The organism is Brevibacterium sp. BDJS002 (assembly GCF_028201555.1).
Classification (GTDB): domain Bacteria; phylum Actinomycetota; class Actinomycetes; order Actinomycetales; family Brevibacteriaceae; genus Brevibacterium; species Brevibacterium aurantiacum.
This window is the reverse complement of sequence record NZ_CP116392.1, coordinates 2,496,305-2,509,063: the sequence shown is the minus strand read 5'-3', so window position 1 is coordinate 2,509,063 and position 12,759 is coordinate 2,496,305. Positions and strand designations below refer to the sequence as shown.

Sequence of the window (12,759 nt, the reverse complement as noted above, 5' to 3'; positions counted from 1 at the left end):
CATGCTGGATCTCATCACACGCCTTGTGCGTGACTTCGGGTCCAGGGACGCCGAGGCGCGGGCCGATCTGAGACTGGTGTCCCAGATTCCCGGCGTCATCAGCGTGCAGGATCTGACCGCTCGGAAGATGTCGAGGATCGCCGGTGTCGTCAGCGCAGTGACACAGTCATGCAGCGGCGACAGCCCCCGTCTGCACATCACGGTTGCCGATGGGACCGGGGAGGTCCATGCACAGTTCCTGGGCCGCCGCGAGATCAGCGGAATCAGGCCCGGAGCACTGATCGTCCTCGAAGGACGCTTCTGTGCTCATGACGGAGCGCTGAAGGCCCACAATCCGGTCTACGAGCTGATTCAGACCCGCGACGACCACGAGTGAGCTGAGCCGACCTCGAGTGACCCGCGACGATCACGCGTGAGCTCATCGAGCGGGAGCCTGCAGCAGTTCGAGCAGCGCGCCTTCCTGATCCGGTGAGGAGAGGAAGAACAGCTCGTCTCCGGCCTCGATCACGTCATCGGCGCTGGGCGCGAATGCCCGGGAGTTGCGAATGACCGCGACGAGCACCGTGTCCAGGGGGAAGGCGATTTCGCCGATCCGTGAGGCGACGAGCGCGGACGACTCATGAACGGTGAACTCCATCAGACCAGCCTGACCGCGTTCGAAGCTCATCAGATGCACCAGGCCGCCGACCTCGACAGCTTCCTCGACGAGTGCGGTCATCAGTCGTGGTGTCGACACTGCCACGTCGACGCCCCAGTTCTCGTCGAAGAGCCACTCGTTCTTCGGGTTGTTCACCCGCGAAACGGTGCGCGGCACACCGAACTCCGTCTTCGCCAGCAGAGACAGAACGAGATTGGTCTTATCGTCACCGGTCGCGGCCACGACGACATCGGCCTCCTCGAGCTTGGCCTCACCCAATCCCGCCAGTTCGCACGCATCCGAGAGCAGCCATTCGGCTCCCGGTATGCGCTCATGGCCCAGAGCCTCCTTGCTCTGATCGATGAGCAGAACGGCGTGCTTCTTGTCGAGGAGCTCCCGAGCCACTGACCGACCGACGGATCCGGCCCCCGCGATGACGACTCTCATTCTTCCTCCATTGCTCGCACCGGCTGGTCCAGGATCTTCTCGATCTCGCCGAGGCGGTCCACCGGGCACATCAGATGGACCAGATCCCCGTCCTGGAGGAGCAGATCCTCGTGAGCGAGGATGCCCTCGGATAGGCGGGTGACGTAGGCGACCCGTGCCTTGGTCCTGGTCTCGATCTCCTTGATCGGCCTGGCCACCCAGCCGGGATCGAGATGAACTTCGGCGAGCACGAGCCTGCCTGAGGGCTCGCGGAATTCGGTGATGGATCCCTGCGGAACGAGTTTGCGCATCACCTGGTCGGCCGTCCACCTCACTGTGGGCACGGTCGGAATGCCCAGTCGTTCGAACACCTGGGCACGGTTGGGATCGTAGATTCTGGCCGCGACGTTGACCACGCCGAAGGTCTCCCGGGCGACACGCGCGGCAAGGATATTGGAATTGTCTCCGCTGGACACGGCGGCGAAGGCGTAGGCGTCCGACGTCTTCGCCTGGGAGAGAGTCTCACGATCGAACCCGATGCCGGTGATAGTGGAACCGCTGAATTCCCTGCCGAGCTTGAGGAACGCATCGGGGTTGCGATCGACTACAGCCACCGAGTGCCCATTGGCATCGAGGGCTTTGGCCAAGGACGCTCCGACTCGGCCGCAGCCCATAATCACGAAGTGCATGGGTAATCCTCTCCGCATTGATCTACCATTAGTGCCCGTGGCCAGCAGTTTTTCTGATGCCGTCAAAAGACTACTCGTTGGACGGCCCTTCCGCAGTGAGGACAGGCGTGCGCCTGCGCTGAAGAAGCGCATCGCAATGCCCGTCTTCGCCTCCGACATGCTCTCGTCCGTGGCCTACGCCCCCGACGAGATCCTGCTGGCGCTGTCACTGACATCTCTTGTCGCTCTGACTGTGGCGCCCTGGATCGGTGTAGCCGTCGGCGCGGTGATCTTGGTGATCGTCGCCTGCTACCGCATCAACGTCAAGGCCTACCCCTCGGGCGGCGGCGACTACGAGGTCGCGTCGAAGAACCTCGGGCCCCGTGCCGGTCTGGTCGTCGCCGCGGCCCTGCTGGTTGACTATGTGCTGACCCTGGCCGTGTCGATGACGGTCTTCGCCGCCTACATCACCACGGCCTTCCCACTTCTGGCCCCATACCGTGTCGCCGTGGCGATCATCGGGATTCTGCTCATCACCCTGGCCGGACTGCGTGGTTCACGCGCCACCCCGGTGCTGCTTGCCGTCCCGACCTACCTGTTCCTCGGTGCTGTATTCCTCACCATGTTGGTGGGCCTGCTGCGGGTCGGCGCCGGAGACCTCCCGCAGGCGGAGACGGCCGACTACACCGTTGTCCACACCGGAATCAACAACGAAGCCACGCTCGGGCTGGCGACGGTCCTCATCGTCCTGCGCGCCTTCTCCTCGGGTTCGGTGGCACTGGCCGGTGTGCAGACAGTGGCCACAGCGGTGCCCGCATTCAAGAAGCCGCGCGGCAAGAACGCCGGCAACACCCTGCTGCTCTCCGGCCTGCTGGCGGCCCTGATGCTCACCGGTCTGACCTATCTGGCGTCGGTGACCGGGGTCAAATACGTCGACGATCCGCACCTCTACCTGATGCGACCCGACGGCAGTGCGGTCAGCGCCGAATACGAACAGGAACCGGTGCTCGCGCAGCTGGCCGATGCCATCTTCGACAATGCACCCGTGATGTTCTACCTCGTTGTGCTCGTCGCGGCGCTCGTGCTCATCGTGGCCGCGAACACCGCGGTCGAAGGATTTCCCGGTCTCGCTTCTCGACTGGCACGCGACGGATTCCTGCCCAGGCAGCTGGCGACGAAGGGCGATCGGCTGACGTTCTCGAACGGCATCCTGCTCTTGGCCTTCGCCGCTATCCTGCTCGTCATCGCAACGCGGGCCTCGGCGACGACGCTGATTCAGCTCTATCTCGTCGGTGTCTTCGCCAGCTTCGTCGTCGGTCAAGCGGGCATGGTCCTGCATTGGAACAAGCGTCTGCGACTGGTCATCGACTCGAAGGCGCGGGTGCGAATGCACTTCAACCGCCTCGTCAACGGGGCCGGGTGCATCATCGCCTCGGGTGTGCTGCTCGTCGTCATCGTCTCCAAATTCCTCGCCGGTGCCTGGCTGGCAGTCGCTGCGATGGCCGGACTGTTTCTGATCATGGGCGCAATCCATCGTCACTACTCTCGCGTTGCCCGGGAACTGGCCCCTGAAGCGGACGGGGGCTCCCGCACGATCCCGTCGAACACCCACGCGATCGTCGTCGTCAATGAGATCAACAAACCGACGCTGCGAGCTCTGTCGTATGCGCGGGTGGCACGGTCGAGTCAGCTCGAGGCGATCACCGTCGCCGTCGACGAGGAGTCGGCTGGCGCGCTGCAGCGGCAGTGGAACGAGATGGCGCTGCCCGTGCCGCTGACGGTCCTCGACTCACCCTATCGGGAGCTCCTCCGGCCGCTGCTGGCACATGTGCTCGCGATCCGCCGCCGATCACCGCGTGACCTTGTCATCGTCTACATTCCCCAGTTCATCGTCGGGCGCTGGTGGGAACACATCCTGCACAACCAAGTAGCCTTGAAGCTGCGCACTCGTCTGCTGCTGGTCCCCAACGTCGTCGTGGTCTCCGTGCCCTGGCGGTTGCGTTCCTTCTCCCGGCAGTACGACGGCGATGGACCCGACAACGACAATCCACTGTACAGACAGGCTTGAACACCGATGAGCGCACCTTCAGCCGAAGCGATACCGGCCATGGATCTGACCCTTCACATCGAGAGCCCGGCCGCCGGCGGCAGCAGCATCGCGCGCCACGAAGGGCAGGTCGTCTTCGTCACCGGAGCCATCCCGGGGGAGACAGTGCGTGCTCGCACCGAAGCCGGGCCGAAGGCGAAGTTCCTGCGCGCCGATGTCACCGAGGTCCTCGACGCCTCGGAATTCCGAGTCGATGACCGTCGCTCGCAGTTCCTCACAGAAGGCGCCGACGCCGGGGCGCTCTTCGGCGGGATGGAGTTCGCCCATGTCGACCTCGCCCACAGTCGTGAGCTCAAGGCCGAAGTCCTCCGCGATCAGCTCTCCCGGATCGGCCACATCGACCGCAGCGTCGAGGTGGCGGCCGCACCGGGGGAGACCACCGGCCTGAACTGGCGGACCCGCGTGCAGCTGGCCGTCGACGGCAACGGTCGCCTCGGCATGCTGGCACCGCGCTCCCACGACATCGTGCCGCTGACCGCCGCTCCACTGGCAACGTCTGCCATCGCCGAGGTGGCCCTGTCCTCACTGCGCCTGCCCGGTGCCGATCGACTTGAGTTCGCTTGGGCCGGTGATCGTGGAGCCGCCATCGTGCGCGGTGACTGTGATCCCTCCGTGCTCTCCGAGCTGGCGCAGATCCTGCCCTCGCAGTGGTCAGTTCTCGCAGACGCGCGAAACGGCACCGGCCGCAAGGGAGCCGGAACGAAGGGCGGACACTCGAAGCTGGCCGTGGTCAGGGGAGAGGACCAGCTGATCGAAACGGTCTCCGGGCGTGACTACCGGGTCGCGGCCGACGGATTCTGGCAGGTCCACGAACAGGCTCCGGGGCTGCTGAGTAAGAAGGTCAACTCCGCTCTCAGCGACCAGACGCAGATGATCACGGATCTCTACTGTGGTGTCGGGCTGTTGGGAATCAGTGCCGCCACCGCCACCGGTGCACGACTCTATGGGGTCGAAGGTGCGAAGTCCGCCATCGAGAACGCAAAAGTCAACGCGAAGGGCCTCACCGCGAACTTCGATGCGTCCCGGGCAGATCGGGCGAAGATCCCGAACTCAGACGTCATCATCCTCGACCCGCCGCGTGCCGGCGCCGGTAAAGCCGTCACCAGGGCACTCATCGAATCGAGCGCGACAACGATCGTCTACGTCTCCTGCGACGCCGCCACCCTGGCTCGGGACCTCGCGGTCCTGGTCAACGGTGGATTCGCCATTGACAGCCTCTCCGGCTTCGACCTGTTCCCACTCACCTCACACGTGGAAACTGTCACCGTCCTCAGACGGTGACAGTTGCGGGACGACGGCCCACCTCGGCGAGGGTGAGGGGTTGACGCGTTCCCACCTCGGCGGGGGAGGTCAGACTTGGGACCGCTGTGGGAGGAGGATGAGGACGATGAGGGCGATGAAAGTGGTCAGGAAGCCCCACAGCCCCCACCATCCGGAGGAGCGGCCCTTCTCGTCGGCTAGGGAACGGCAGATGACGGCGAAGATGATGCCCACGAGGAGTGCGCCGAATCCGAATCCGGCTCCGAGTGTGAACGGGTCCATGAGAGCTCCTTGCTCGCTGCTGTTGAGATGACTCCAGATTAGGGTTCTTCGACGCCGCTCCGCGCTGGAGTTGTCCGGACGCTCGCTTGGGGAAAACCCGATTCTCAGTTCACCGACAGGCCACCGTCAGAAGGTGGTCAAGGGCGGCCAAATGAGATAGAATTTATCTTGACGTCAAGATACTTTTGGAAACATTTGTGTCGCGTAAATCGGTGCGCGGCTCACGGGCTTGCCCGGTTTCTTGGATGAGTGTCGGATGAAACAGGAGAATCACGATGAGCAACGTCGATACGTTCAAATCGAAGAGCACCCTGACCGTAGGCGATACGGATTATGAGATCTATCGCCTGGATCAGGTCCCAGGGTCAGAGAAGCTTCCTTTCAGCCTCAAGGTGCTGATGGAGAATCTGCTGCGCACTGAAGACGGTGCGAATATCACTTCGGAGCATATCGAAGCCCTCGGCAACTGGGATCCCAGTGCCGAACCGGCTACGGAAATTCAGTTCACCCCCGCCCGTGTGGTCATGCAGGACTTCACCGGCGTGCCCTGCATCGTCGACCTCGCGACAATGCGCGAGAAGGTCGTCGAGCTCGGTGGAAAGCCCGAGCAGGTCAACCCGCTGGCTCCGGCCGAGCTGGTCATCGACCACTCGGTCCAGATCGACAACTTCGGCACAGCCGAAGCGATCGAGCTCAACATGGACATGGAGTACAAGCGCAACGGTGAGCGTTACCAGTTCCTGCGCTGGGGCCAGACGGCCTTCGACGACTTCAAGGTCGTTCCTCCAGGCATGGGCATCGTTCACCAGGTCAACATCGAGCACCTCGCACGCGTCGTCATGCCGCGTGAGGTCGACGGTGTTCTCCGCGCCTACCCGGACACCCTGGTCGGCACCGACTCCCACACCACCATGGTCAACGGCCTCGGTGTGCTCGGTTGGGGCGTCGGCGGCATCGAGGCAGAGGCAGCCATGCTCGGCCAGCCCGTCTCAATGCTCATCCCTCGCGTCGTCGGCTTCAAGCTGACCGGCGAGATCCCCTCCGGTGTGACCGCAACGGACGTCGTGCTCACGATCACCGACATGCTGCGTCAGCACGGAGCCGTCGGCAAGTTCGTCGAGTTCTACGGACAGGGCGTCTCCGCCGTGCCGCTGGCCAACCGCGCCACGATCGGCAACATGAGCCCCGAGTTCGGTTCGACCGCTGCGATCTTCCCGATCGACGAAGTGACCATCGACTACATGAAGCTCACCGGTCGTTCGGCCGAGCAGATCCAGCTGGTCGAGGACTACGCCAAGGCCCAGGGCCTGTGGCATGACCCGAGCAAGGAAGTCGAGTACTCGGAGTACATCGAGCTCGATCTCTCCACCGTTGTGCCTTCGATCTCAGGACCGAAGCGCCCGCAGGACCGCATCGAACTCTCCGACGCGAAGGACCAGTTCGCCAAGGACATCCACAACTACGCGAAGCCCGGCGAAGAGAACAACTCGGCTCCCGTCACCACAGGCGACGGATCCAGCTTCGAACTGGCCAACGGTGCCGTGGCGATCGCTTCGATCACCTCGTGCACCAACACTTCGAACCCTTCGGTGATGTTGGCTGCAGGCCTGTTGGCACGCAATGCCCGCAAGCGCGGACTCAACTCCAAGCCGTGGGTCAAAACCTCCATCGCACCGGGGTCGAAGGTCGTCACCGAGTACTACAAGAAGGCCAACCTCATTGAGGACCTCGAGGCACTCAACTTCTTCGTCGTCGGCTACGGCTGCACCACCTGCATCGGAAACTCCGGTCCGCTCGATTCCGACATCTCGCAGAGCATCCAGGACAACGACCTGGCGGTCAGTGCAGTTCTCTCCGGCAACCGTAACTTCGAGGGCCGCATCAGCCCCGATGTGAAGATGAACTACCTCGCCTCGCCTCCACTGGTCATCGCCTATGCTCTGGCCGGAACTATGGACTTCGACTTCGAGAACCAGCCTTTGGGCCAGGACTCGGAAGGCGTGGACGTCTACCTCAAGGATCTGTGGCCCTCGCCGGAAGAGGTCGAATCGGTCATCGCTTCGTCGATCTCGACAGATATGTTCGACGAGGAATACGGCCGGATCTTCGAAGGTGACGACCGCTGGAAGGCGCTGCAGACGCCAGAAGGCGCGATCTTCGAGTGGGACGATGAGTCGACCTACGTGCGCAAACCCACCTTCTTCGACGGAATGGGCCTGGAAGCAGAGCCTGTTTCCGACATCAAGGGTGCACGCGTGCTGGCGAAGCTCGGCGACTCGGTCACCACCGACCACATCTCGCCAGCAGGTTCCTTCAAGGCTGATACTCCGGCCGGCAAGTACCTCATCGATCACGGTGTCGAGCGCAAGGACTTCAACTCCTTCGGTTCGCGTCGCGGCAACCACGAGGTGATGATCCGCGGCACGTCGCGAACATCCGCCTGCAGAACCAGTTGCTCGACGGAGTCCAGGGTGGCTTCACCCGCGACTTCACGCAGGAGGGCGGTCCGCAGACCTCGATCTTCGACGCATCCGTGAACTACGCGAATGCCGGCACCCCTCTTGTCATCCTCGGTGGCAAGGAATACGGTTCGGGATCCTCGCGTGACTGGGCGGCCAAGGGCACGAAGCTCCTCGGCGTCGAAGCTGTCATCACCGAGAGCTTCGAGCGCATCCACCGTTCGAACCTCATCGGCATGGGCGTTGTTCCTCTGCAGTTCCCCGCCGGCGAGTCGGCTGACTCGCTGGGCCTCGATGGTACGGAGACCTTCTCGATCTCCGGCATCACCGAGCTCAACGAGGGCAAGACCCCCAAGACCGTCAAGGTCTCGGCGGCGAAGGCAGACGGAACCACCGTCGACTTCGACGCAGTGGTCCGCATCGACACCCCGGGTGAAGCTGACTACTACCGCAACGGCGGCATCCTGCAGTACGTGCTGCGTCAGCTCGCGACTGCCTGATAATTATCAGGACTGATTGAACGGTAATCAGGACTGATTGACGAAGGCCGGTGGGAACATCCCGCCGGCCTTCGTCGTGCTCGGGTGGCTATAGCTGGGTGTCCATACCCTTTGTGTACGGTCGGGCAGGAGACGCCGGATTGCGCCGAGTCCTCCCGCTGGCGCCAACTCCTCATACAGGCGTTAAGTCCTCCCCGCGCCGCCTATGCCCACCATTGCTGCCAACTCATACCCTTGGCAGCGCAATACTGACCGTCAGTGTCTTAAGCGACCTCTGCTGAGAGTGGATTTGCGAGTGGCGGTGTTGGGTGCCGCGGGGGACTCTGCGCCGCTGAGCTCGGACGCGCTGACAACCCGGAGCCCGCGTGCCAGATGCTCGGGTGTCCGTGCCCCAGACACCGGGGTGGCTGTGGATCCAGACACACTCAATGGCGGATGAGCTCGCCTGAAGGCGAACTCTGGGCCGTGAAGCGTTAAGATGATTCGAGCGGAAATTGCAGTATCAGACCATCTATTGTGCATTCAGGAGCGAGGTCGAATGACATTCCTCGAGTCGATGAACTCGCCATCACAGCTGCGTGAACTCGACGACGCCGAGTGCGAAGTCCTGGCGAAGGAGATCAGGGACTACCTGGTCACCACGGTCGCCGGCACAGGTGGTCACCTGGGGCCCAACCTCGGCGTGGTCGAACTCACCGTCGGTCTCCACCGCGTGTTCGAGTCCCCGCACGACACGATCCTCTTCGACGTCGGCCACCAGACCTACGTGCACAAACTCCTCACCGGACGCATGGGGGACTTCTCGAGTCTGCGCCAGCGTGACGGGCTCTCGGGATACCCGAGCCGGGCCGAGAGCGAACACGACGTCATCGAGAACTCCCATGCCTCGGCCTCACTGTCCTGGGCCGACGGAATCGCGAAGGCGCATCAGCTCAAGGGTGAAAGCGACCGCCATGTTGTCGCCGTCATCGGTGACGGTGCACTGACCGGCGGTATGGCGTGGGAAGCCCTCAACACCATCGCGGCCGACAAGTCGACACCACCACGCAAGCTCATCATCGTCGTCAACGACAACGGACGCTCCTACGCCCCGACCGTCGGCGGATTCGCCGAGCACCTCGATGAACTGCGCACCACCACCGGATACGAAAAGCTGCTGTCCTGGGGCAAATCGACGCTGCGGCAGTCGGGCGCACCCGGACGGGCCGCCTACAGCGCCATCCACGGGGTCAAACGAGGCCTCAAGGACATGGTTTCCGCTGAGCAGGCCGGAATGTTCGACGAACTCGGGATCAAATATCTGGGTCCTGTCGACGGCCACGACCTGCCGATGGTCGAGAAGGCGCTGCAGCGTGCCAAGCAGTACGACGGCGGCCCCGTCATCGTGCACATGATCACTCAGAAGGGCCAGGGCTATGACCCGGCGCTCAATGACGATGCCGATCAGTTCCACTCCGTCGGAGTCATCGACCCTCTGACCGGCAAGTCGACCCCGTCGAAGCAGACTTCATGGACCTCGGTCTTCGGCAGCGAAGTGCTCGAGATCGCGAAGAACCGCGACGATATCGTCGCAGTCACCGCTGCAATGCTCCTGCCCGTGGGTCTCGCGAAGTTCGCCGAGGTGTATCCGGAGCGGGTCTTCGACGTCGGCATCGCCGAACAGCACGCAGTGACGTCCGCAGCCGGGCTCTCCTACGGCGGACTGCACCCCATCGTGTGCATCTACGCGACGTTCCTCAACCGCGCGTTCGACCAGATGCTCATGGACGTGGCCCTGCACGGCCAGGGAGTCACCTTCGTCCTGGACCGGGCAGGAATCACCGGACCCGATGGCGCCAGCCACCACGGAATCTGGGACATGGCGATGCTGCGCATCGTGCCCGGCCTCAAACTGGCCGCCCCTCGTGATGCCGCGCGTCTGACGGAAGAACTGGCCGAGGCCGTTGCCATCGAGGACGCACCGACCGTGATCCGGTTCCCGCGCGGAAGCGTGGGTACGGATATTCCGGCGCTGCGTCGTCTCGACGATGGCGTCGACGTACTGCGAGAGGTGCCGGCAGGCACTCCCAAAGACGTACTCATCGTGTCCGTCGGGCCCTTCGCCGGACGTGCTCAGGAAGTGGCCGAAGAGTTGGCTGACCAGGGCATTGCGTCAACGATCGTCGACCCGCGTTGGGTGCTGCCTGTGCCAGGCGGTGTCATCGACATGGCCGTTGAGCACAGTCTCGTCGCGGTCATCGAAGACGGAGTCAAGGTCGGTGGTGTCGGTTCACAGATCCGCAGTGATCTGCGCGCCGCTGACTCTCGTGTCGGTGTCCTCGAACTCGGAGCACCCGATGAGTTCCTGCCACAGGGCACTCGCGATGAGATCCTTGAATACGCGGGCCTCGATGTGGCCACCATCGTCTCCGAGATCGTTCATATCCTGCCCGCAGAGGTCAGGGAACGCGCTCAGCAGAGCTCACGCCGAGCCGTCTGACTCAATGAGCTGTCTCTGACCCTATGAGCTGCTGAGCCGGGTAGAACTTCTCAGGCTCGGGGCAGTGACTCGAGGGTGCTTCTGAGCACCGGTGCGCTCAATTCGACCTGCCATCTCCGAGCTCCACGCTCGAAGAGGAACTCCTCGACGTTGACCCTCGACTGCGCGCCGAGCGCCTTGACGATGGCCGGCTGCAGCAGCACATCGTGGGGAATCGTGTGCTCCTCGGACAGCTCGGCCATTGCCGCCTTGAGGGCAGAGACCCGGTCCTTGATATCAGTGTGGCTGAAAGGAGACCGCGACTGCGTTGCGTGCATTTCCTTGCGCGCAGGCAATTCTTCTGTTGTGAGCCGCGTCGCTTTGCGAAAGGCCCGGTACAGTCGACCGGAGTTCGCGCGGGAGAGCTTGGGCCACGTCGCCATGATGTCGTCGCTCGACTGCACCCGTGACTGGGCGAGGGCGACAAGGTCGCGATCGCGGAGGATGCGTGAGGGCGCGATGTCAGACTCGGCGGCCATCTCATCACGAGACGTCCACAGTTCGCGCACCTTGGCGATGTCCTTGCGCGATTTGAGCTTGGTCAGCCCATGGGTCCGACGCCAGGGTTCGGTGAAGTGCTTGGGCTGGAAATCGAGGAGATGCTCGAACTCCTGCCTGGCGAACTCCCACTTGTCGGCCTCGATGAGAGCCTCGTGGAGAATGTCGCGGATGGGCAGCAGCACCTCGACGTCAAGGGCTGCGTAGTTGAGCCACTCCTTCGGCAACGGCCGCTTCGACCAGTCGGCTGCCGAGTGCTCCTTGGCCAGACGGACTCCGAGAGTCCTCTCTGCCACGGCGGCGAGACCGAACTTCTCCCACCCGAGCATTCTGGCAGCAAGCTCGGTGTCGAAGAGCACCTCGGGCTGCATGCCGCGTTCCTGCAGACACGGCAGATCCTGGGTCACAGAGTGAATGACCCACTCCGCCCCTGCGAATGCGTCATTGAGCGGGCTGAGGTCAGCAAGCACCTCGGAGTCGAGGAGGTAGGTGCCGGCGTTCGCGCGCCGCAGCTGCACCAGGAAGGCTCGTTGGCCGTATCTGATGCCCGAGGCACGCTCGGCATCGATGGCGATGGGACCGGATCCCTGCGCGAGCTCGGCACAGGCCGAGGAGAATTCGGCTGGGGTGTCGACGAGTGGCGGTACGCCGTCTGCGGGTGTGGCCAAGAGCGGTAGTTCGGTTGTCATCGACGTCGCCCGGGCAGGGCTGAAACTCCTTCAGGAAGCGGTGGCAGTCCGGCAACTGTGCACAGCAGATCGATCCACGCTTCGAAGTGATCGCCGATCAGTTCCGGCTCCGCGATCACGGGGGTCCATGAAGCGCGCAGCTCCAAGTCTATCGTGGACGGCCGATCGGCAAGCGTGCCGAAGCTCTCTGAGAGGACGCGGGTGGTCGTGCCTCCGGCGGCGACGACCTCGCAGTTATTGGATTCCAGAGCCTCTTCGAGCCAGGTCCAGGCGACCGGACCGAGCATCGTCTCATTGCCGAGTTCGTGTTCGAGTTCGGCACGGATATAGGACACGACCCGGAATCGCCCTTCCCACTCCTCGGGGGAGCTGGGGTCGAAGAGGACGACGATGCGGCCAGTGGCCAATTCGTCGATGGCCTCTCCGCTGGCACGCAGGAAGGTCTCATCGGCGCTGACTTCGGCTCCCAGCGCATAGGAATACGGCGCCAGACGAGCCGGCGCCGGGATTTCAGAGATCGAGACGTTATTCGTGTTCCGGGCTTCGCGCAGAACCGAGGTCACGGCGGAGAACTCCGGCGGAATGCGATTGAGAGGTGAGGTGTTGACCACACCTGCCACGATAGATCAGGCCACGGTAGAGGTGAACCGTCCACGCCGTGGCGGAACCAAGAGTTTTCGCCCGCACCCGCGAGCAAGACTCGGAGTCTTGAAAC

The 12,759-nt window shown here is 63.3% G+C and carries 9 protein-coding genes and 1 pseudogene; 5 read left to right on the top strand and 5 right to left on the bottom strand.

Translation table 11 applies throughout. The features are described 5' to 3' along the window. Window position 1 precedes the first annotated feature (1 nt). Window positions 2-376, top strand: coding sequence for an OB-fold nucleic acid binding domain-containing protein (locus tag PGC08_RS11760; protein WP_271708459.1), 375 nt, complete (start codon window positions 2-4; stop codon window positions 374-376). Window positions 377-418: 42 nt separating this feature from the next. On the opposite strand, the gene PGC08_RS11755 is transcribed toward PGC08_RS11760, so the two are convergent. Then, on the bottom strand, window positions 419-1,084 hold the full coding sequence (locus PGC08_RS11755; protein WP_271708458.1) for a potassium channel family protein: 666 nt from the start codon (window positions 1,082-1,084) through the stop codon (window positions 419-421). Continuing rightward, window positions 1,081-1,752, bottom strand: a complete 672-nt coding sequence (locus PGC08_RS11750) for a potassium channel family protein (RefSeq protein ID WP_009884402.1) — start codon at window positions 1,750-1,752, stop codon at window positions 1,081-1,083. The genes PGC08_RS11755 and PGC08_RS11750 overlap by 4 nt, the downstream gene beginning before the upstream one ends. A 136-nt stretch (window positions 1,753-1,888) precedes the next feature. Between PGC08_RS11750 and PGC08_RS11745 the strand changes: the two genes are divergently transcribed. Further along, on the top strand, window positions 1,889-3,799 hold the full coding sequence (locus PGC08_RS11745) for an APC family permease (protein WP_271710066.1): 1,911 nt from the start codon (window positions 1,889-1,891) through the stop codon (window positions 3,797-3,799). A 6-nt stretch (window positions 3,800-3,805) separates the two neighbouring features. After that, complete coding sequence (locus PGC08_RS11740) at window positions 3,806-5,119, top strand: class I SAM-dependent RNA methyltransferase (RefSeq protein ID WP_271708457.1); 1,314 nt, start codon at window positions 3,806-3,808, stop codon at window positions 5,117-5,119. Between the two features lie 69 nt (window positions 5,120-5,188). Here the strand turns inward: PGC08_RS11740 and PGC08_RS11735 are convergent, their stop codons facing one another. Next, window positions 5,189-5,380, bottom strand: a complete 192-nt coding sequence (locus PGC08_RS11735; RefSeq protein WP_009884405.1) for a hypothetical protein — start codon at window positions 5,378-5,380, stop codon at window positions 5,189-5,191. 275 nt (window positions 5,381-5,655) lie between these two features. On the opposite strand from PGC08_RS11735, the pseudogene acnA reads away from it, so the two are divergent. Both acnA and dxs read left to right on the top strand, forming a co-directional pair. Continuing rightward, window positions 5,656-8,339, top strand: a pseudogene (acnA, locus tag PGC08_RS11730) (aconitate hydratase AcnA). Window positions 8,340-8,877: 538 nt separating this feature from the next. After that, window positions 8,878-10,818 (top strand): 1-deoxy-D-xylulose-5-phosphate synthase, encoded by a 1,941-nt coding sequence (dxs, locus tag PGC08_RS11725; RefSeq protein WP_009884407.1) that lies wholly within the window; start codon window positions 8,878-8,880, stop codon window positions 10,816-10,818. Window positions 10,819-10,868: 50 nt separating this feature from the next. On the opposite strand, the gene PGC08_RS11720 is transcribed toward dxs, so the two are convergent. Together PGC08_RS11720 and PGC08_RS11715 are read right to left on the bottom strand one after the other, a co-directional pair. Then, window positions 10,869-12,044, bottom strand: coding sequence for an HRDC domain-containing protein (locus tag PGC08_RS11720; protein ID WP_069600291.1), 1,176 nt, complete (start codon window positions 12,042-12,044; stop codon window positions 10,869-10,871). Beyond that, on the bottom strand, window positions 12,041-12,655 hold the full coding sequence (locus tag PGC08_RS11715) for a DUF3000 domain-containing protein (protein ID WP_009884409.1): 615 nt from the start codon (window positions 12,653-12,655) through the stop codon (window positions 12,041-12,043). Before PGC08_RS11715 ends, PGC08_RS11720 begins: the two co-directional genes overlap by 4 nt. Between the last annotated feature and the right edge of the window lie 104 nt (window positions 12,656-12,759).